This is a genomic window from Amycolatopsis sp. NPDC098790, assembly GCF_044759945.1.
Taxonomy (GTDB): Bacteria; Actinomycetota; Actinomycetes; order Mycobacteriales; family Pseudonocardiaceae; genus Amycolatopsis.
Genome location: NZ_JBIWAI010000001.1, coordinates 1677310 through 1696745, shown reverse-complemented (window position 1 = coordinate 1696745; position 19436 = coordinate 1677310). Strand labels below are relative to the sequence as shown.

General features: G+C 70.8%; 21 protein-coding genes. 11 read left to right on the top strand and 10 right to left on the bottom strand.

Going from position 1 to position 19436, the window contains the following annotated elements:
- The first annotated feature begins 86 nt into the window (after positions 1 to 86).
- Entirely contained in the window at positions 87 to 803 is a 717-nt protein-coding gene (locus ACIQWX_RS08525) for a VIT family protein (protein WP_400867313.1), read from the top strand.
- Here the strand turns inward: ACIQWX_RS08525 and ACIQWX_RS08520 are convergent.
- The gene (locus ACIQWX_RS08520) at positions 800 to 2257 is read right to left on the bottom strand and encodes a peptide MFS transporter (RefSeq protein ID WP_400867311.1); all 1458 of its coding nucleotides are present in this window, start codon (positions 2255 to 2257) and stop codon (positions 800 to 802) included. The genes ACIQWX_RS08525 and ACIQWX_RS08520 overlap by 4 nt on opposite strands.
- A gap of 189 nt (positions 2258 to 2446) precedes the next feature.
- Between ACIQWX_RS08520 and nhaA the strand changes: the two genes are divergently transcribed.
- The 3 genes from nhaA to ACIQWX_RS08505 are packed head-to-tail and all read left to right on the top strand — an operon-like array spanning position 2447 to position 5099.
- Positions 2447 to 3634 carry a Na+/H+ antiporter NhaA gene (gene nhaA, locus ACIQWX_RS08515; RefSeq protein ID WP_400867310.1) on the top strand — a complete coding sequence of 396 codons (1188 nt, stop codon included), beginning with the start codon at positions 2447 to 2449 and terminating at the stop codon, positions 3632 to 3634.
- 42 nt (positions 3635 to 3676) lie between these two features.
- Complete coding sequence (locus tag ACIQWX_RS08510) at positions 3677 to 4177, top strand: phage holin family protein (RefSeq protein WP_400867308.1); 501 nt, start codon at positions 3677 to 3679, stop codon at positions 4175 to 4177.
- Positions 4178 to 4181: 4 nt separating this feature from the next.
- Positions 4182 to 5099, top strand: a complete 918-nt coding sequence (locus tag ACIQWX_RS08505; protein ID WP_400867306.1) for an alpha/beta fold hydrolase — start codon at positions 4182 to 4184, stop codon at positions 5097 to 5099.
- Here the strand turns inward: ACIQWX_RS08505 and ACIQWX_RS08500 are convergent.
- Positions 5079 to 6176 carry an FAD-dependent monooxygenase gene (locus ACIQWX_RS08500; RefSeq protein ID WP_400867304.1) on the bottom strand — a complete coding sequence of 366 codons (1098 nt, stop codon included), beginning with the start codon at positions 6174 to 6176 and terminating at the stop codon, positions 5079 to 5081. The genes ACIQWX_RS08505 and ACIQWX_RS08500 overlap by 21 nt on opposite strands.
- Positions 6177 to 6285: 109 nt before the next feature.
- On the opposite strand from ACIQWX_RS08500, the gene ACIQWX_RS08495 reads away from it, so the two are divergent.
- Positions 6286 to 7167, top strand: a complete 882-nt coding sequence (locus ACIQWX_RS08495; protein ID WP_400867303.1) for a GntR family transcriptional regulator — start codon at positions 6286 to 6288, stop codon at positions 7165 to 7167.
- Here ACIQWX_RS08495 and ACIQWX_RS08490 read toward each other — a convergent pair.
- From ACIQWX_RS08490 to nth, 4 genes are read right to left on the bottom strand one after another with little or no spacing between them, the layout of a single operon-like run.
- The gene (locus ACIQWX_RS08490) at positions 7164 to 8348 is read right to left on the bottom strand and encodes a MarP family serine protease (RefSeq protein ID WP_400867301.1); all 1185 of its coding nucleotides are present in this window, start codon (positions 8346 to 8348) and stop codon (positions 7164 to 7166) included. The genes ACIQWX_RS08495 and ACIQWX_RS08490 overlap by 4 nt on opposite strands.
- 4 nt (positions 8349 to 8352) lie before the next feature.
- The gene (locus ACIQWX_RS08485; protein WP_400867300.1) at positions 8353 to 9048 is read right to left on the bottom strand and encodes an NUDIX hydrolase; all 696 of its coding nucleotides are present in this window, start codon (positions 9046 to 9048) and stop codon (positions 8353 to 8355) included.
- Positions 9045 to 9644: a TlpA family protein disulfide reductase gene (locus ACIQWX_RS08480; protein ID WP_400867298.1), complete on the bottom strand. Its 600-nt coding sequence runs from the start codon at positions 9642 to 9644 to the stop codon at positions 9045 to 9047. Before ACIQWX_RS08480 ends, ACIQWX_RS08485 begins: the two co-directional genes overlap by 4 nt.
- Positions 9641 to 10324 (bottom strand): endonuclease III, encoded by a 684-nt coding sequence (gene nth, locus ACIQWX_RS08475; RefSeq protein WP_400867296.1) that lies wholly within the window; start codon positions 10322 to 10324, stop codon positions 9641 to 9643. Before nth ends, ACIQWX_RS08480 begins: the two co-directional genes overlap by 4 nt.
- Before the next feature lie 227 nt (positions 10325 to 10551).
- Here nth and ACIQWX_RS08470 point away from each other — a divergent pair, with 227 nt between their 5' ends.
- The 4 genes from ACIQWX_RS08470 to ACIQWX_RS08455 all read left to right on the top strand — a co-directional run bounded on the left by ACIQWX_RS08470 (position 10552) and on the right by ACIQWX_RS08455 (position 14443).
- Positions 10552 to 10803, top strand: a complete 252-nt coding sequence (locus tag ACIQWX_RS08470; RefSeq protein ID WP_013230551.1) for a hypothetical protein — start codon at positions 10552 to 10554, stop codon at positions 10801 to 10803.
- Positions 10804 to 10952: 149 nt separating this feature from the next.
- Positions 10953 to 11627: a Crp/Fnr family transcriptional regulator gene (locus ACIQWX_RS08465; protein ID WP_003081747.1), complete on the top strand. Its 675-nt coding sequence runs from the start codon at positions 10953 to 10955 to the stop codon at positions 11625 to 11627.
- Positions 11628 to 12035: 408 nt separating this feature from the next.
- Entirely contained in the window at positions 12036 to 13286 is a 1251-nt protein-coding gene (locus ACIQWX_RS08460; RefSeq protein WP_400867294.1) for an MFS transporter, read from the top strand.
- A gap of 95 nt (positions 13287 to 13381) precedes the next feature.
- Entirely contained in the window at positions 13382 to 14443 is a 1062-nt protein-coding gene (locus ACIQWX_RS08455) for a DNA polymerase III subunit beta (protein ID WP_400867292.1), read from the top strand.
- A 129-nt stretch (positions 14444 to 14572) separates the two neighbouring features.
- Here the strand turns inward: ACIQWX_RS08455 and ACIQWX_RS08450 are convergent, their stop codons facing one another.
- The gene (locus ACIQWX_RS08450; RefSeq protein WP_400867290.1) at positions 14573 to 15538 is read right to left on the bottom strand and encodes an Lrp/AsnC family transcriptional regulator; all 966 of its coding nucleotides are present in this window, start codon (positions 15536 to 15538) and stop codon (positions 14573 to 14575) included.
- An 83-nt stretch (positions 15539 to 15621) separates the two neighbouring features.
- Here ACIQWX_RS08450 and ACIQWX_RS08445 point away from each other — a divergent pair, with 83 nt between their 5' ends.
- A complete protein-coding gene (locus tag ACIQWX_RS08445; RefSeq protein ID WP_400867288.1) occupies positions 15622 to 16437 on the top strand; it encodes a VOC family protein in 816 nt (271 codons plus the stop codon).
- On the top strand, positions 16434 to 17591 hold the full coding sequence (locus tag ACIQWX_RS08440; protein WP_400867286.1) for a carboxylesterase family protein: 1158 nt from the start codon (positions 16434 to 16436) through the stop codon (positions 17589 to 17591). Before ACIQWX_RS08445 ends, ACIQWX_RS08440 begins: the two co-directional genes overlap by 4 nt.
- Here ACIQWX_RS08440 and ACIQWX_RS08435 read toward each other — a convergent pair.
- Genes ACIQWX_RS08435 through ACIQWX_RS08425 form a run of 3 tightly spaced genes read right to left on the bottom strand, consistent with a single transcriptional unit; the run spans position 17569 to position 19405 of the window.
- Positions 17569 to 17823, bottom strand: coding sequence for a glutaredoxin family protein (locus ACIQWX_RS08435; protein ID WP_400867284.1), 255 nt, complete (start codon positions 17821 to 17823; stop codon positions 17569 to 17571). The two genes, ACIQWX_RS08440 and ACIQWX_RS08435, sit on opposite strands and share 23 nt — an antisense overlap.
- On the bottom strand, positions 17820 to 18590 hold the full coding sequence (locus ACIQWX_RS08430) for an MBL fold metallo-hydrolase (RefSeq protein ID WP_400867283.1): 771 nt from the start codon (positions 18588 to 18590) through the stop codon (positions 17820 to 17822). The genes ACIQWX_RS08435 and ACIQWX_RS08430 overlap by 4 nt, the downstream gene beginning before the upstream one ends.
- Positions 18587 to 19405 carry an NUDIX hydrolase gene (locus ACIQWX_RS08425; protein ID WP_400867282.1) on the bottom strand — a complete coding sequence of 273 codons (819 nt, stop codon included), beginning with the start codon at positions 19403 to 19405 and terminating at the stop codon, positions 18587 to 18589. The genes ACIQWX_RS08430 and ACIQWX_RS08425 overlap by 4 nt, the downstream gene beginning before the upstream one ends.
- Positions 19406 to 19436 lie beyond the last annotated feature (31 nt).

Genomic DNA, 19436 nt, shown 5'->3' with positions numbered 1-19436 from the left:
GCTTAGGTAAGGCACGCATCAATTAGGACTACCTGACAAAAAGAACAAGTCTCGCCACGATTCCCCATTCGTGTTTCACTTGTCCCGTGACCGAAATCGCCGTGGAACACGCCCACGAACCGCACCAGGGGCTCGGCGGGAAGCTGAACTGGCTGCGGGCCGGGGTTCTCGGGGCCAACGACGGGATCGTGTCCGTCGCCGGGATCGTCGTCGGGGTGGCCGGGGCGACCACGGAAAGCACCACGATCCTCACCGCCGGAATCGCCGGGCTCGTCGCCGGCGCCTTTTCCATGGCGGGTGGGGAATACGTCTCCGTGAGCACCCAGCGCGACACCGAACAGGCGTTGCTCCGGCTGGAAAAGCAGGAGCTCAAGACCATGCCGGAGGCCGAGGAGCGCGAGCTCGCCGGCATCTACGAAGACAAGGGCCTCTCGCCGGACCTCGCGAACCGCGTCGCGCGCGAACTGACCGAAAAGGACGCCCTGCAGGCGCACGCCGAGGCCGAGCTCGGCATCGACCCGGACAACCTGACCAGCCCGTGGCAGGCGGCGTGGGCGTCCCTGCTCGCGTTCTCCGTCGGCGCACTGCTGCCGATCCTGTCCATCGCCTGGGCCGGCGTCTCCCTGCGGGTGTGGGCGTGCGCGGCCGCGGTCGTCGTCGGCCTGACGCTGACCGGGTACATCAGCGCCAGGCTCGGCGACGCGAACGTGGGGCGCGCGATCCTCCGCAACGTCGGGGTCGGCGCGCTCACCATGGTCGTGACCTACTTCGTCGGGGTGATCTTCGGGGTCACCGTCGGCTAGTGGACGCCCTTCATCAGCTTGCGGATGAACGGGATGCCCAGGAACAGCAGCACGCCGACGCCGATGGCGACCAGGCCGACCGTGCTGAAGTACGGCGCTTCGTCGTCGACCGAGTAGTACTCGGCGAGCTTGCCGGACATCGCCGTGCCGAACGAGATCGACAGGAAGTTCAACGCCACCATCTGCGTCCGGAACGCCTCCGGCGCGAGCTTCGTCGACAGCGACAGCCCGACCGGTGACAAGCACAGCTCGGCGATCGTGAAGACGAACAGGATGCCGACCATCGCGAGCATCGGGCTCGCGTTCTGCCCGCTCCCCACCATCGGCAGGAACAGCAGGAACGCCGCGCCCATCAGCACCGTGCCGAGGACGAACTTCATCGGCGTCGACGGCTGGCGCTCGCCGAGCTTCGTCCACAGCGCCGCCAGGAGCGGGGCGAAGACGATGATGAACACCGGGTTGATCGAGTTGACCCAGGACACCGGCATCTCCCAGCCGAACAGGTTCCGGTTCAGCCGCTGGTCGGTGTAGGCCGCGACGACCGTGAACTGCTGCTGGTACAGCGAGAAGAACACCGCGCTCGCGATGAACATCGGGATGAACGAGAACACCCGGCTGCGCTCGACGCCGGTGATCTTGCCGCTGGTCAGGATGACGAGGAAGTAGATCACCGAGATCACGCCGACCACCCACACGACGACGTCGGCGAGGTTGTTCGGGTTGACGACCCCGCTGACCACCAGCGCGACGATCGCGGCGACCAGCACCAAAGCACCGCCGACCGCGAGCGCGCGCCGCGACGACGGCAGCGGGTTCGGGATCTCCTTGGCCTTCTCGCCGAGGTTCTTGCGGCCCAGCGTGTACTGGATCAAGCCCAGCGCCATGCCGATCGCGGCGAGGCCGAACCCGAGGTGGAAGCCGACCTCGGTCTGCGCCAGCCCGGTCAGCAGCGGGCCGACGAAGCCACCGAGGTTGACGCCCATGTAGAAGATCGTGAAGCCGGCGTCGCGCCGCTCGTCGCCGTCGGCGTAGAGCGTGCCGACGATCGCCGTCGCGTTGGACTTCAGCCCGCCGGAGCCGACCGCGACGCACACGAGGCCGACGCCGATGCCGGCCAGTCCGGGCAGCAGCGCCAGGCTGATGTGGCCGATCATGATCAGCACGGCGCTGTAGAACAGCGTCCGTTCGGAGCCGAGCAGCCGGTCGGCCACCCACGCGCCGACGACGGCGGAGAGGTAGACGAGGCCGCCGTACGCGCCGACGATGCCGAGCGCCGACTCCTGGGCCAGGCCCAGCCCGCCCTGCTCGACCTTGTAGTAGAGGTAGATCGGCAGGATGCCGAGCATCCCGTAGTAGGAGAAGCGCTCCCACATCTCGACGCCGAAGAGGTTCGCCAGTCCTCGTGGGTGCCCGAAGAACCTCGTGTCCTGCTGGACCTCGGTGGAGGTGCTCACAACTCTGTCTTCCTTTGTCTCGGACTTCGTTGTCGCTTGGCATGCTATGAGCCCACCTGGTGACCCACCACCGGCACCCCTTGTGAGGGCGGCCATAACCGTCGGTGACAAAGAGGGATTAAAATAACGCCGAGGTGCGCCGGGAAGTCTGGTCGGCAACAGTGATCAGCGAACCCAGGAGCCGCCCCGATGACCCGCCCGTTCAGCGAATTCGCCCGCTACCTGCGCACCGAGACGACCGGTGGGCTGATCCTGCTCGGCGCGACCGCCGTCGCCCTGCTCTGGGCCAACTCCCCGCTGCGCGACAGCTACCACGCGCTGCGCGACTTCCGGCTCGGCCCGGAGTTCCTGCACCTGAACCTGACGATCGGCGACTGGGCGAAGGACGGCCTGCTCGCCTTGTTCTTCTTCGTCGCCGGCCTCGAGCTGAAGCGTGAGCTCGTCATCGGCGAGCTGTCCCGGTTCAAGCAGGCGATCCTGCCGGTCGTGGCCGCGGCAGGCGGCATGGTCGTGCCCGCGCTCGTGGCGCTGTCGGTCGGCTGGGGCACGCCCGGCATCGAGCGGGCCTGGGCGATCCCGGTGGCCACGGACATCGCGTTCGCGCTCGGCGTGCTCGCGCTGACCGCGTCGAACCTGCCCTCGAGCGCGCGGGTCTTCCTGCTGTCGCTGGCCGTGGTGGACGACCTCGGCGCGATCGTCGTCATCGCCGTCGTCTTCACGACCGGCTTCGACCTGGTCGCGGTGGCCGTGGCGGTGGCCGCGCTCGCGCTGTACGCCTTCCTGCAGCACCGCCGCGTCCGGACGCCGTGGCTGTACGTGCCGCTCGCGCTGGTCGTCTGGGTCGCCGTGCACTCGGCCGGCATCCACGCGACGATCGCCGGCGTCGCGCTCGGCCTGCTCACCCGCGTCCGCGCCGACGAAGGCGAGGCCGAGGCGCCCGCGCTGCGGCTCGAACACCGGCTCCAGCCGTGGTCGGCGGCCGTCGCCGTGCCGGTGTTCGCGCTGTTCGCCGCCGGGATCTCGGTCAACGGCGACGCGCTCGGCGCGGTGTTCACGACGGCGTTGCCGCTCGCCGTGCTCGCCGGGCTGCTCGGCGGCAAGGTCGCCGGCATCCTCGGGGCGAGCCTGCTCGCCGTGAAGCTGCGCGTGGCGGAGAAGCCGCGGGGCATGGGCTGGCGGGACATGGCCGCGTTGTCCGTGCTCGGCGGGGTCGGGTTCACGGTCAGCCTGCTGATCGCGGAGCTGGCGTTGCCCGAGGGCGAGAGCGAACTGGCGAAGGCGGCGGTGCTGATCGCGTCGGCGACGGCGTCCCTCCTGGCGGCGGCACTGCTACTCCGCCGTAGCAAAGTCCACGCCCGAATCGCCGACACACTGTGACGCCGCCGCGCCCGGTTTCGGGACACATGGCACGATGACCCGGTGAGCAGCCCCAAACACGAACGCACCGGCCCCGACGGCGTGGGGGCCGTGCCTTACCTCCCGCTGTCCTCCGACACCGACGTCCCCGGCGACCAGTCGATCGGCAGGCTCGTCGGCGACGCGACCCAGCACATCTCGACCCTGGTCCGGGCGGAGATGGAGCTCGCGAAGTCCGAGCTGGTCGGCGAGGTGAAGAAGGGCCTCAAGGGGGCCGTTTACTTCCTGATCGCGCTGACCGTCCTGCTGTACAGCTCGTTCTTCTTCTTTTTCTTCCTGTCCGAAGGACTCGCGGACTGGTTCCGGCCGCTGCACCGCTGGGGCGCCTTCGGCATCGTGTTCGTCCTGATGCTGCTGGTCGCTGGCGCGGCCGGGTTCCTGGGCTACCGCAAGGTGAAGAAGTTCAAGGCGCCCGAGCGGACGATCGCCAGCGTCAAGGAGACGGCCGCCGCGCTGAAGCCGCACAAGGCGCCCGACGCCGACCTGACCACCACGCGCGACTGAGTCGTTGCACCCGTCCCCCGACCCGTCGAGCGTCCGGCTCGACGGCCCGTGGGCGCACCGCGACGTGTCCGCGAACGGCATCCGACTGCACGTCGCCGAACTCGGTGACGGACCCGTCGTGGTGCTGCTGCACGGGTTCGCCGAGTTCTGGTGGACCTGGCACCACCAGCTGCGGGCGCTCGCCGACGCCGGGTTCCGCGCGGTCGCCGTCGACCTGCGCGGTTACGGCGACTCGGACAAGCCACCCCGCGGCTACGACGCCTGGACGCTCGCCGGCGACGTCGGCGGGCTGATCAAGTCGCTGGGGGCCCGCCGCGCCCACCTCGTCGGGCACGCCTGGGGCGGGATGCTCGCCTGGACGGTCGCGTCGCTGCACCCCCGGCTCGTCTCGTCGGTGACGGCGATCGGCGCCGCCCACCCCCTCGCGCTGCGCTCGTCGGTCCGCCCGTGGCGCGGCCAGGGCCGCGCGGCCGGGCACCTCTTCCGCTTCCAGCTGCCGATGGCGCCGGAGAAGTGGCTCGTGAAGAACGACGCCCAGGCCGTCGCGGACCTGTTCGGCGGCTGGTCCGGCAGCCGCTGGCGGTCCACTTCGGACTTCGACGGCAGCGTCGAGGCCTTCCGGCAGGCGATGCTCGTGCCCGGCGTCGCGCACAGCGCGCTCGAGTACTACCGCTGGGCGTTCCGCGCGCAGTTCCGCGGCGAGGGCCGCCGGTTCACCGACGCCGTCGGGAGCCGGATCGCGGCGCCGACCCTGCAGCTGCACGGCGCCGACGACACCTGCATCCTCCCCGAGACGGCGACGGCGTCGGTGCGCTGGGCGGGCCCGCACGCCGAGCCGGAGCTCTGGCCCGGCGTCGGGCACTTCCCCCACCTCGAGGCCCCGGAGCGCACTTCGGCGGCGCTAGTGGACTTCCTCAAGTGAGATGGCGTTCTTCGCGCGCCCGGTCGACTCCTCCGACGGGCCACCGGTCGGGTTCTCCGTGGCCAGCGCCTGGTTAAGCGCGACGAACGGCCGCATCCGCCGTTCGTAAGCCGCGAAGGCTTCTTCGTGACCCGCCCGTCCCAGCTCCTGAGCCAGGACGTACGCGCCGACCAACGCCAAGCTCGTCCCCTGGCCGGAGAGCGGCGAAGCGCAGTAACCGGCGTCGCCGACCAGCGCGATCCGGCCCGTCGTCCAGCGGTCCATCCGGACCTGCGCCATGGCGTCGAAGTAGAACACCTCCGCCTCGGCCATCGCTTCGAGCAGCTTCGGCACCTCCCAGCCGACCCCGGCGAGCCGCTCGGCGATCAGCCGCTTCTGCTCCGGGACGGTCATCCGCGGCAGCGGCTCCGAGCCGAAGCCGAGCGTCACGCGCAACTCGCTGTTGCCGCGCACCGGGTAGGCGACGCCGCCGGTCTCCTCGTGCCGGAACCAGACCTGCCAGTCCTCGAGGCCGAGGAAGTTGGCCGTGGGGAAGATCGCGAGGTACTGCCCGAGGTGGTGGATGAAGCCCGCCTCCGGCCCGAACGCCAGCCGCCGGACGGCCGAGTGCAGCCCGTCCGCGCCGATGACCAGGTCGAACGTCCGGAAGCCGCCGTGCTCGAACTCGACGCGGACCCCGTGCGGCTCTTCGGTGAGCGCCGTGACCGAGTCGCCGAAGACGTACTCGACGTCGGTGGCCTCGTGCAGGATCGCGACGACGTCGTCGCGCAGCACCTCGATGTCGTCGCTGTCGAGCCGCCCGCTGCTCAAGGCGAACTCCTCGGACCGGAACAGCTCGTGGCCGTCACCGTCCACCATGGACATCCCGCGCATCCGGGTGCGCACCGCGCGCAGCCGGTCGCCGATGCCCATCCGGTCGACGACGTCGAGCGCGACCCCGCGCACGTCGATCGCCTGCCCGCCGCTGCGGACGCCGGGCGCCCGGTCCACGACGGTCACGTCGAAGCCCTCCCGCGCCAGGTACCAGGCCAGGGTGCCGCCGGCGACACCCGCGCCGGAGATCAGGACGTTTCGCATGTTCCCTCCAGAGTCGTACGCTGATGGCGACAACACTGGAGTTGGCACAGCTGAAAGGCCAGTTCTGTACTAGTACAGATGGTCGGCTGTACTAGGTCAGGGAGACGCCGTGAAGTACGTGGCCATCGCCGACGAACTGCGCGACCGGATCACGCGCGGCGAGCTGCCGCCGGGTGCGCGGGTGCCCTCGACCCGGCGCCTCGCGGCCGACCACGGCGTCGCCATGGCGACCGCGGCGAAGGCGCTCGCCCTGCTCGGCCAGGAAGGCGTCGTGCAGGCCGAGCCGCGGTCCGGCACGGTCGTCGCGGGCCGGGAGCGCCGCGGTGGCCCCCGTGGCCTGACCCGCGAGCAGCTCGTGCGGACCGCCATCGCGATCGCCGACACCGAGGGCCTCGGCGCGCTGTCCATGCGCGGGGTCGCGGCGCGCCTCGGCGTCGCGGCGATGGCGCCGTACAAGTACGTGCGGGGCAAGGACGAGCTGGTCATGCTCATGGCCGACAGCGCGTTCGGCGAGCGCGGCTACCCGGCGACCCCGCGCGGCGACTGGCGGGACCGGCTGACGCTCGGCGGCCGCACGCTCTGGTCGCTCTACAAGCGGCACCCGTGGCTCGCCCAGCTCGCGCCGCTCACCCGGCCGCTGGCCCTGCGCAACCTCGGCATGCACGGCGAATGGGCCCTCTCCGCGCTGTCCGAACTGGACGTCGACGCGGCGACGCTGTGCGACCTGCACGTGCTGTTCTTCAGCTACGTCCAGGGCATCGCGATCCACCTCGAACGCGAGCAGAGCGCGCTGGCCTCGTCCGGGCTGTCCGAAGAGCAGTGGATCGACCTGCAGACCCCGGCCCTGGAGGCGATGTCCGCCGGACGGCCGGTGTTCGCCAAGATGCTCCGCGACCTCGGCGGTGACGGCTACGACCTGGTCCTCGACGACCTCTTCGAGTCCGGCATGCGGGCCCTGCTGGACGGCCTCGCGCTGCGGTTCGGGCGTTAGGCGGCGCAGGAGCCGGTGGACACGTTCGTCGTCTGCGACGGCGCCGCGTCGACCTCGGCCCGCACCTGCTCGGCGGTGAGCGTGAAGCCGGTTTCCGGGTCTTCGACCGCCGCGCCGAACACGACGCCGATGACCCGGCCGTCCGGCGTCACCATCGGGCCGCCCGAGTTGCCGCTGCGGATCTCGGCGCGGACGGTGAAGACGTCCCGCTGCACGGTGTTGGCGTCGTAGATGTCCGGGCCGCGCAGGTTGATCCGGCCGCGCACCCGGGCCGGCGTCGCGCGGTACGGGCCGTCGAGCGGGTAGCCGAGCACGATCGCGCTGTCGCCCGCGAGCGCGGTCTCGGGCGCGAACTGCAGTGGCTCGGCACGCAGCCGCGGCACGGCGAGCACCGCGATGTCGACCTCGGGGTCGAAGTAGACGACGCGGGCCGGGAAGTCGCCCTGGGTCGTCTCGATGCCGACGGTGTCGGTGCCGGCCACGACGTGCGCGTTCGTCATCACCCGCTGCGGCGCGATCACGAACCCGCTGCCTTCCAGCGACCGCGAGCACGAGCTGGCGCTGCCGCGGATCTTGACGACGCTGCCGTGCAGCGCCTGGACGGTCCCGCTGCTCTGCAGTGCCGGGTCGGGCGGCGAGGTGTCGGCCGTCGGGGCCTTCTGGAACGGGTCGACGATGGACGGGAAGCCGGACGCGTCGAGCAGCTTGCGCAGCTGGCTCGGGAAGCCCTGCGCGGCCTCCGGCATGGCGTCGTTGACCTTGCCGAGCACCACCGAGCCGTTGATCGCCTTGGCCAGGCCCGGCACGCCGGACACGGTCGTCAGCGGCGTCGCGATCAGCCACGCCACCACGAAGACGACGAGGGCCTGCACGACCGCGCCGAGCGTCTTGTCGATGCCGGAGAGCTTGTCCGGGTTGATCTTCTGCCGCAGCTTGCGGCCGACGTAGACGCCGATCGCCTCGCCGAAGGCGACCAGGAACACGACGGTCGCGACCGCGAAAGCGACCTTCCAGACCGGGTCGTCGAAGAACGCGACGACCACCGGCGCGAGCTTGATCCCGACGAGCGCGCCGAGCACGACGCCGACGAGCGACGGCAGCGCGACGATCACGCCCTGGTACGCACCGGACACCGCCGCCAGCACGGCCAGCAGCAGGACCAGCACATCGACCCAGTTCACCGCGTCACCCCTCCGTCAACCGCGCCTGGTACGCGGCGAGCGCCTCGTCGAGGTCCCGGACGTCGCCCGAGTCCCATTCGCGCTCCCAGCCTCCCAGGCCGAGCAGGACGGACAGCAACCCGGCGGTGAAACCCCAGACGAACAGGCCCGAGACCTCGAACGCCGGGCCCTTCCACGGCGCGCCGGCCTTCTGGACCGTGAACCGGTTGGCCGGGTCGGCCAGGTCGGCGAGCGCGACGCGGGCGACGGACGCCGTCTCGCCGGGGTCGACGGCGTGCACCGGCGACGGGGTGTCCCAGTGCGCCAGCACCGGCGTCACGGCGAACTTCGAGACCGGGACGAACAGTTCCGGCAGCACCGCGACCGGCCGGACGCCGGACGGGACGACCCCGGTCTCCTCCTCGGCCTCGCGCAGCGCGGTGCCGACCGGGCCGTCGTCGCCGTCCTCGGCGCCGCCGCCCGGGAAGGCGACCTGGCCCGCGTGCGAGCCCAGGGTGTCGGCGCGGCGCTGCAGCAGGACGTCGGGCTCGCCGTCGGCCTCGCGCTCGCCGAAGAGGATGAGGACCGCGGCGGCGCGCGTGTAGCTGCCCTCGGGTGGGCTGAACCGGGTGAACGTCTTCGAATCGACCTCGCCGCTGACCTTGACCAGCGGCCGGAGCCACTCGGGAACGGACTCCGGCTCGACCAGCGGTCCGATCATGAAGTCCCTCCCACAGCCGCGCGCACCTGGTCAGTGTTCCCGAAGACCCGCGGGTTGGCGATGAACCGGACCTCGCCGGACGCGGTGACCAAGTAGGACGCCGGGAGCGAAGCCGGCACCTTGAGGGCCGTCCGGACGGGCCCGCTCTGCCCGTCGCCGTCGTAGACCGACGGCAGGTGCACGCCCAGCTTGGCGAGCAGTTCCAGCCCGTCCTTCGCGGGGCTCTGCACCTGGACGCCGAGCACGCGCACGGCGCCCGGCTGCTTCGCGTACTCCTGGAGCACGGGCAGCTCGGTCCGGCACGGCTCGCACCACGACGCCCACACGTTGACCAGCACCGGAGCGCCGGCGAGGGCCTGGCCGACGTCGACGCTCGCGCCGTCGCCGAGGCAGTCGGCCTTGACGCCTTGGAGCTGTTTCACGGGCTGCTTCGCGCTCGGAGCCGGACATGCTTGGAGCGCCGCCGCGGACCGGGCCGGCGCCAGGTCCTCCGACGGCTTCGCGGCGCTGTCGTCACCCCCGCGGGGCAGCAGCGCGACGATGAGCGCCACCGCCAGCACGGCGGCGGCCAGCGCCCACTTGGTGACGGTCGTCACCGGGGCGCCGCCATGGCCAGGATGTGGTCCTTTTCGACGCCCTTGACGAGCTTGGCGGCCTCCTCGAAGCCGGTCGGGCCGGTGCCGTAGGAGGGGCAGTCCTTGGCGAGCGGGCAGGCCCCGCAGGCGGGCTTCTTGGCGTGGCAGACGCGCCGGCCGTGGAAGATCACCCGGTGGGAGAGCATCGTCCACTCCTTGCGGGGGATCAGCTCGCCGACCGCGTGCTCGACCTTGACCGGGTCGTCTTCGGCCGTCCAGCCCCAGCGGCGGACCAGCCTGCCGAAGTGAGTGTCGACGGTGATGCCCGGGACGTCGAAGGCGTTGCCGAGCACGACGTTGGCCGTCTTGCGGCCGACACCCGGCAGGGTGACGAGGTCGTCGAGCTTGCCCGGCACCTCGCCGTCGAAGCGCTCGACGAGCGCCGCGCCCAGGCCCATGACGGAGTTCGCCTTGGCCCGGTAGAAACCGGTGCTGCGGAGGTACTCCTCCAGCTCGGTGCGGTCGGCGCCCGCGTAGTCGGCGGCGGTCCGGTAGCGCTTGAACAGTGCGGGCGTGACGAGGTTCACCCGGACGTCGGTGGTCTGCGCGGACAGCACGACCGCGACCAGCAGTTCCAGTGGAGTGGTGAAGTCGAGCTCGCAGTGGGCGTCCGGATACACGTCGTCCAAGCAACGCTTCATCCGCCTGGCGCGTCTCACCAGAGCTAACCGGCTTTCACCAGCGCCCTCTTGGGGGGCGTTCGTGGTGGCAGGTGGCACCCCGATAGCCTACGGGCGCCGTCGGACGGGCCGGTCAGTGCACCGGTGGACGACCGACACGCCAGAGCACCACCTCGGCGCAGTTTTCCGGCCGCCATGAGCGAGGATCTGGAGTAGATGCTTTTCACTGAGTGTTTCGGGGTCCGGTCATGACCGTCTGGTTCGTCATCCTGGTCCCCCTGGTGATCATGTTCTTCGCGCTGTTCATGGAGCGCGTGGAAAGCCGGCTCAAGCACGTCGCGGTGCAGGAGAACGAGGTCGAAGAGTTCCTCGAGCAGGCGCAGCCCAACGAGGTCAGGGCGCTCTACGGGCACGGCATCGGCCGTGCGCTGGAGCTGTTCCGGCTGCGTAGGCTGGGCGGACGGGCAGCCAGGCTACGCGCGCGTCGCGTGCGGAGTTAGGCTCCACGTTCGAACGAGATCATCCGGCGGGCGCGCGCGTCCGACGGGCGATCTCGTGAGTACGCCCTAGACTGACGCGCAAGTGATCGGCGTCACGCTCTTCCACACACGGGAGGGCGTGCACGTTTCTCGACGAGGAGGCACCCGAGGTGGACGAAACCCTGGCCCGTGCGGGCATTTTCCAGGGTGTGGAGCCGGCAGCGGCGGAGGCGCTGGCCCAGACCTTGGAATCCGTGGAGTTCCCCCGCGGCCACGTCATCTTCAACGAGGGTGAACCCGGCGACAAGCTCTACATCATCCAGTCCGGCAAGGTGAAGATCGGCCGCAAGTCGCCCGACGGCCGCGAGAACCTGCTGGGCATCTTCGGCCCGTCCGACATGTTCGGCGAGCTGTCCATCTTCGACCCCGGCCCCCGGACGTCGAGCGCGACCACGGTCACCGAGGTCCGCGCGGTCACCATGGACCGCCCGGCCCTGCGCCAGTGGATCTCGACCCGCCCGGAGATCGCCGAGCAGCTGCTGCGCGTGGTCGCGCGCCGCCTGCGCCGGACGAACAACATGGTCGCGGAGCTGATCTTCACCGACGTCCCGGGCCGCGTGGCGCGGGCGCTGCTGCAGCTCGCGCAGCGGTTCGGCAGCCAGGAGGCGGGCCTGCTGCGGGTCACGCACGACCTGACGCAGGAAGAGATCGCCCAGTACGTCGGCGCGTCCCGCGAGACCGTCAACAAGGCTTTGGCCGACTTCGCCCACCGCGGGTGGCTGCGGCTCGAAGGCAAGAGCGTGCTGATCCTGGACCCGGAGCGCCTGGCCCGCCGGGCTCGCTGAGTTCTCACGTCGAAGGCCCCTCGGCTTGCCGAGGGGCCTTCTTCATGGCTTGATAGATAGAACAAAGAGCCGGGCGCCACCCCCGACGTGGCGCACCGGCTCTTCGTTGTCGCGCGGACCATCCCCCGACGATCCGCGCTCCCCGCCCTCCGGGATCAGGCCCCGACCCAAGTGCCGGAGGGAGCTGGGTTCTGTGCTGTTGTTCAACCATCACGGCCCATACCCACGAATTCAAGGCCATTCACTCTCAAGGACGCCGTCCCGGCCGTTTCGTTGCACGAGTTCACGGAGAATATCGTGACTGTTACCCGATCGAGACCGGGTGACGCACCCGAACGTCGACCTGGTGACGCACCTGACCGTTAAATAACTGGTACTCACGTACCACTCTGTCGCATACTGGTACGCGTGTCCCACTCCGAAGGTCGTACGTCTCTGGCCGACTACCGCGGCGCGCTGACGACCCGCGCCGCCCGGTGGCCGGCTGTCGCGTCCGTGCTCGCGCGCCTGCCGATCGCCATGATCGGCATCTCGGCCCTGCTCTACGTCCAGCGCGAGACCGGGTCCTTCGCCGCCGCCGGGCTGGTCTCGGCCGGCTCGCTCGTCGGCGTCTCGGTGGGCGCGGTGATCCAGGGCAGGCTGATCGACCGGTTCGGCCCGACGCGGCCGTTGCTCATCGTGTCGGCGCTGCTCGCGGTGTCCATGACGGCCCTGGTCACGGCCATCGAATCGCACGCATCGACGACGGTTCTGGTGGCGTTCGCCGCGGCGACCGGCCTGTCGGAACCGATGGTCGGCTCGGCGTCGCGGGCGCTGTGGACGCGGCTGCTGCCCCCGGGTGGCGCGCGCAACGCGGCGTTCTCGTACGAGGCGATCAGCATGGAGGTGTTCTTCATCCTCGGCCCCGGCGTCGCCGGGCTGCTGGTGCTGGCCCCGTGGGCGGGCACCGGCCTGGTGCTGGGCGTCGCGCTGCAGTTCACCGGCGCGGTGCTGTTCGCGCTGAGCCCGGCGGTCCGGGCGTGGGGTCCGTCGTCGGCGTCGTCCGGCTCGCTGCTGGGCGCGCTGGCGAGCCCGGGCATGCGGACGCTGGCGCTGGCCGCGCTCGGGTTCGGCGTGGTGATCGGGTTCGTCGAGGTGGCGGTCCCGGCGGCGGCGACCGAGGCCGGCGAGCCGTCGTTCGGCGGGTTGCTGCTCTCGGCGTGGTCGCTGAGCTCGGTGGCGTTCGGCGTGGCGTACAGCTTGCGCCCGTGGCCGCGCCGGATGGGCCTGCGGCTGCCGGCGCTGCTCGGCGGCTTCGGGGCGCTGGTGGCGCTGCTCGCGTGGCCGTCGTCGCTGTGGGGGCTGGCGCTGATGATGCTGCTGGCGGGGGCGTTGATCACGCCCCAGTCGACGGCGCACTCGTCGGCGATCGAGCTGGTGGCGCCGTCCGGGACCGCGGCGGAGGCGTTCGGCTGGGTGCTGACGGCGGTGACGCTGGGCTTGGCCGCCGGGCAGTCGGTGAGCGGGTACGTCGTGGAGCACGCCGGTCCTTCGGCGGCGTTCTTGACGGCCAGCGTGGCCGGGTTGGTCCTCGCGCTGCTGGTTTGGCTGCTGCGGGGGACGGTCCGGGCGCCCATTGCGGCTCCGGCTGCCCCTTCGCTGGTCGGCGCGGGCCGGTAGGTCTGCCGCGGCTTGGTCGTGAGTGAGAAACAGTGTTCTAACCCTGTTTCTCACTCACGACCGTTTTTGTCGGTGGTCGCCGCTAGCTTGCGGGTATGGACGTCACCGCGCCTGCCCACCGCCTCTCGGCGGCCGTCACCGCCGCTTCCCGACTGCTGCCCGCCCGCGCCGGGCTGCGGTTGAGGGCGGACGCGGCCGGGCTGACGGTCGCCGGCAGCGACCCGGACCTGGCCGTCCGGTTCGACTGCCCGGCGACCGCCCACACGGACGGTTCGGTCACCGTCCCGGCGGCCCCGCTGGCCGAGACTCTTCGCATGCTCGACGCCGAGCTGGTGCGCTTGGTCGTCGAAGGCAGCCGCTTGGCCCTGCGGGTCGACAACGCTCGGTTCGCGCTGCCGTTGCTGTCCACCGAGGCCGCCCCACCGGCTTCGGAGCCCCCATTGGTGTCCGAAGTGGACGGTGCGGCGTTCGCATCGGCGCTGCGGATCGTCGCGGGAACGGCGTCGAAGGACGACCCGCTCCCGCTGTTCACGGGGGTCCGGCTCCGGGCGGATTCCCGGCTGACGCTGACGGCGTCGGACCGCTACCGGATGGCGGTGGCCCGCCTGCCGCTGCGATCCCCGGGGTCATTGGACGTCCTGGTCCCGGCAACGCTCCTGACGGAGGCGGCCCGCCAGGCAAAGGGAGTGGTCGGCCTGCACGCGGGCCCGAGCCGGTTCGGGTTGAGCTGGCCGGGCGGCTTGGTGGGCACGGCTGTCCTCGACGCTGGGTTTCTTTCGGAGGACTCGATCCCGTCATCGGCGGTCGACACTCGGGTGTCTTTGGATGCGGACGCCCTGGCGGCGGCGGTTCGCCGGGTGGGGGTGTACGCGGAGGACCGGCGGGTGTTGACGGTGGAGGTCGGCGATTCGCAGGTCCGGTTGGCGAGCGCGCGTCAGGACACGGGCGAGGCGGAGGAGACGCTGAAGGCCGAGGTCAGTGGAGGTCGGACGTCGCCGTCGTTCCAGGCTCAATACTTGCTCGACGCGTTGCAGGCGTTCTCGGGTGAGCGGGTGGAGCTGTCGATCCAGCCGGGGATGCGGGCGTGCATCCTTCGGTCGGCGGAGCCCGGGGAGGTGGAACTGACGTACTACCTCATGCCGATGCTGGCCCGGTAGATCCACCGATGTCGACGGCTCGGGTCGTTCCCGGCCGCCAGCGTCGGACGGCGAGCCACCTGCTCGACCGGTTCGAGGCATCTGCGGCTTCGAGCCGCCTCGCTCAGCACCTCCGCGCGGGTCGTCCTGCTACACCGGCTGCAACGTGCCGAAGCGCTTCAGCGTGCGGATCATCGGGGCCGTCTCCACCTGCTGGACCCCCGCCAACCCACCCAGGTCATCCGCTAAGTACGCATACAGCGCCGCGTCGTCGCGACATCCGATGTTCGCCACCATGTTCGCCGGGCCCGTGGTCGCCGCCGCGAAGGCCACCTGCGGGTGCTTTGCCAACGCGCGTCCCGTTGATTCCAACGCCGATGGGGCCACCGTCAACCACAACGTCGCCGTCAGCGGGTAGCCCAGCAGGGCCGCGTCCACCTCTACGTCGAAGTACAGCGCTCCCGAGGCCCGCAACGCCGACAGCCGGCGGCGGACCGTCGACTCCGAACGGCCCGATGCCGCACTCAATGTCGACATGTCGGCACGACCGTCCTGGGCCAACGCGGTCAGCAAGCCCACGTCGCCCGGCTCCGGAACGTACGACGCACCCGAAAACACCGGCGGCAAGGCGGCGACCTGAGCAGCGGACAACGCGCTGGACCGGCCCGGCCACCCCGCCGGCCCGCCCGCGAACCGGCGCAGCAGCCGGTACGCCGTCATCGACACCACCCGCGGCGTCCGGGGCAGCTGTCCCAGCAGCAACCCGTCCGCCTCTTCGCGCAGCGGCGCCCGGATGAAGCAAACGATCTCCGTCCCGCCGGACATCAAGCTCACCCACTGCGTGTCCGGCCGCCGGGCCAGGGCCGCCGCGATCGCAGCCGCCGCGTCCGGGACACAACGCAACCTAACTAACCAGTGCACCTGCCCCAGCGGCGCCGCCTCCGGGACGCCCACCACCCGCAGCACCCCCGACGACCGCAGTTTCCGGTAGCGGCGCGCCACCGTCTGGTCCGAGACCCCCAGTACCGACGCGATCGTGCTGAACGACGCACGCCCGTCCAGCTGCAACGCGTGCGCCAGGCGGCGGTCCAGGTCGTCGAGCAAGCCGGATTCCACCAAACGAGACTAAAGACTGTCGGATTCCGTGCACAAGAAGCACGCCAGAGGGAAAAACCCTACGCACAACCCACCCTGGAACCATGCACATCGACCACACCGTCTTCCTGACCAGGGACTACGAACGCACCTGGCAACGCTACGAGCAGCTCGGCTTCACGCTCAGCCCGCCGTCACGGCACTTCGCCGCCCCGACCGGCACGAGCGAACCCGTACCGAGCTGCACCGCGAACCGCTGCGCCTACTTCGGCGGCTCCTTCCTCGAACTCATCGGCATCGTCGACGAAGCCGCCGGCGACCCCTGGCACGTCCTGCCGATCCTCGACGCCCGCGGCGACGGCCTCCACGGCTGCTCCTTCGGCGTCGACGACTCCGAGCAAGCCGACAAAAGACTCCGCGAAGCCGGCCTCTCGACGTCGGGGGTGCTGAAGCTGCAACGGGACGTCGAACTGCCCGAAGGCACCCGCACCGCGCGCTTCCGGAGTGTCCACATCAGACGCGACCGCACGCCCGAAGGCATCCTCCACACCGCCGAGCACCTCACCCCGGAGTACGTCCACCAGCCGCGCTACCTGAACCACCCCAACGGCGCCAAAGCCGTCGCCGGGATCGTGCTCGTCGTCCCCGATGACGAAATCGACGCCTACAAGAGCCGCTACGCCGTCATCACCGACGGCCACGACCTCGTCGACATCGTCGGCGTGAACGACCTTCTCCCGGGCGAAACCCCGAAGCAACTGCCTTACTTCGCCGCGCACGGCGTCGTGGTGGCGGATCTCGCGAAAGCGCGGAAACTGATCGAGCAGCACGTCCCGACCACGACCCACCACAAGGGATTCTTCGTCAGCGCCGAAGACGCCCTCGGGGCCGCCGTCCACTTCGAAGAGGAGGCACGATGATCGTCGAAACCAGCACCGGCCGGATCCGTGGCACCACGAACGAATTCAAGGGAATCCCCTACGCCACAGCGAAACGCTTCGAGGCACCGGCAAAAACAGAGCCGTGGACCGGCGTCCGCGACGCGCTGGAGCCCGGCCCCGCGGCACCGCAACCGCCGTCACGTCTGGAGCACGCCCTCGGCCCGATGCCCTTGCCGCAGAGCGAAGACTGCCTGAGCCTCAACGTCTTCACGCCGTCGACCAGCGGGAGCCGCCCGGTGCTCGTGTGGATCCACGGCGGCGGGTTCTCCAGCGGCTCGGGCGGCCAGGTCTGGTACACCGGCACGCGCCTGGCCCGCGAGGCGGACGTCGTCGTCGTGACGCTCAACTACCGCCTCGGCGTGCTCGGGTTCCTGCACGCCGACGGGATTCCGCCGAACCTCGGCATCGCCGACCAGCTCGCCGCGCTCGACTGGGTGCGAGACAACATCGCCGCGTTCGGCGGGAACCCGGCCGAGGTCACGCTCGGCGGGCAGTCGGCAGGCGCGCAGTCCACACTCGCCCTGTGGTCGTCACAGCGCGCCGACCTCAAGCGGATCGCGCTGCAGAGCGCGCCTCTCGGGATGCGACCGTCCACACCGGACGAAGCCGCGGTGTCCGCCGGACGGTTCACCGAAGCCCTCGAAGACGACATCCGCTCGGCCCCGGTCGAGCGGCTGCTCGCCGCGCAGCTCTCGGTCCCCGGCAAGCCCGGCTCGATCGAGCCGCCGTTCCAGCTGGTCGCCGACGACGACCTCGTCGCGAAGGACCTCATCGAAGCGGCACCCGAAGGCCCGGCACTGATCAGCTGGACCCGCGAAGAACTGCGCGCCTTCGTCCCCGACGCGCCCCAGGACGTGATCGCCGAAGCGAACCGCTTCTTCACCAGCGACCGGCTGGCGGAGAAACTCGGCGCCTTCACCTACCGCTTCGACTGGCAGGCCCCGGGCAACCGGTTCGGAGCCTGCCACTGCATCGACATCCCGTTCCTCTTCGGCACCCACGACGTCTGGGACGCGCCGATGCTCGAAGGCGCCCCGAAGGGCCTCGAGAACGAAACCGGGCTGCGCGAGGTGTGGGCCGCCTTCCTCCACGGAGAGCGGCCCGGCACGCTCAGCCCGCCGAAGCTGCCTTGACCGCGGCCTCGACCTCGGCGAAGGACGGGTTGACCATGGCCGTCGAGCCGACGATCACGGTCGGCACCGTCTCGTTGCCGTTCGCGACCTCGCGCACGCGCGCGGCAGCGTCGGGGTCCTCCCAGATGTTGATCTTGCGGATGTTGAAGCCGCTCTTCGACATCGGCCGGTCCAGCGCGGCGCAGAACCCGCACCCCGGGCGCCAGTAGAACTCGACCTCGACGTTGCTCATCCCTGTTCCTCCGACCGCAAGTAGTCCAGCTGCGCCTGCACGCTCAGTTCGGCCGGCGCCCACAGCGCCCGGTCGACGTCGGCGTACACGACTTCGACGACCTGGCGCGGGGACGCGTCCGCGCCCAGCGTCTTCAGTGCCGAACGCACCTGGTCCAGCCGCTGTTCCCGGTGGGCAAGGTACTCGGCGGCAGTCGCGGCGAGATCGGGCAGCTCTGGACCGTGCCCCGGCAGCCCGAGCGTGCCCGCCGGGAGCTCGATCAGCTTCCGCAGCGAGCGCAGGTAGTCCCCGAGGTCGTGCAGCACGGTCGTGCCGCGGCCGAGGATGGTGTCGCCGGTCAGGACCTGGCCGTCGAGCACCAGCGACACCGAGTCGTCGGTGTGCCCGGGGGTGTGCAGGACCCGGATGGAGAGACCGCCCGCCGAGATCACCTCGCCGTCCACAAAGGACGAGGAGCCGATGCACAGCGAAGCGTCGAACGCCCGCACCGGCGCGCCGACGCGCTCGGCGAACCACGGCGCGCCCTCGGCGTGGTCGGGGTGGAAGTGGGTCAGCAAGACGAGCTCCACTGAGCCGATGCCGGCCAGCAGTTCGAGGTGCTCGAGGTCGCGGTAACCGGGGTCGACGACGACGGCAGGCGAGTCCGGCGTCGCCCGCAGGACCCAGCTGTTCGTACCTTCGAGCGTCATCGAGGACGGGTTGTTCTCCAGCAGCACCGACGCCGTCTCGGACACCTGGCGCAGCACGCCGTACGCGGGGGCGCTCATCGCTTCTCCAGCACGACGCGGACGTGGTCGTTCTCGCGGACGAGCGTCGGCGCGATGCGGACGATCTCGCGCCGCTCGTTCAGGATGTCGTCGGCGGTCGCGAACTTGGCCAGCTCGCTCAGCGTCAGCCAGGTCGGCGGCATCAGCATCCGGCGGCCTTCGCGCGCGTCGGCGATCGCGTCCTCGGGCCGCTGCCAGCCGGAGCTCGACGCCTCCGACGTCGCGCCGTCGGCCTGCTGGCCGTCCGGCAGCTTCGCGACGTAGAAGCGGGTGTCGTACCGGCGCGGCTCCTGCTCGGGGGTGATCCAGTGCGCCCACGGGCGCAGCAGGTCGGCGCGCAGGGTCAGGCCCGCGTCGGCGAGGAAGCCGGCCAGCGACACCTCGCGCGTCTCCAGCGCCTGGCGGGCGGCCGCGTACGGCGTGACGTCGGTCAGCACGTCGTCCGCGCCGCCCGCGAGCAGGACGCCGGACTCCTCGAACGTCTCCCGCACCGCCGCGCAGGTCAGCGCCCGCGCGAGCGCGTCGTCGCAGCCGAACCGCGAGGCCCACCACGACGGCTCCGGGCCGGCCCACGCCACCGACGCGTCGGCGTCGCGCTTGTCGACCCCGCCGCCGGGGAAGACGGTCATCCCGCCCGCGAACGGCATGCCCTTGACCCGGTGCTGCAGGAAGATCTCGACGCCGTCGGCGCCGTCTCGGACCAGGATCACGGTGGCCGCGTCCTTCGGGACGACGGGCGGCCCGTCGGCATTGGCGCGGGTGGCTACCCCGGCACCGACGGGGAGGTCGAAGACAAACTCCGTTGGCTGCTCCACCACCGGAACATACCTCCGGACCCCCGCGTTC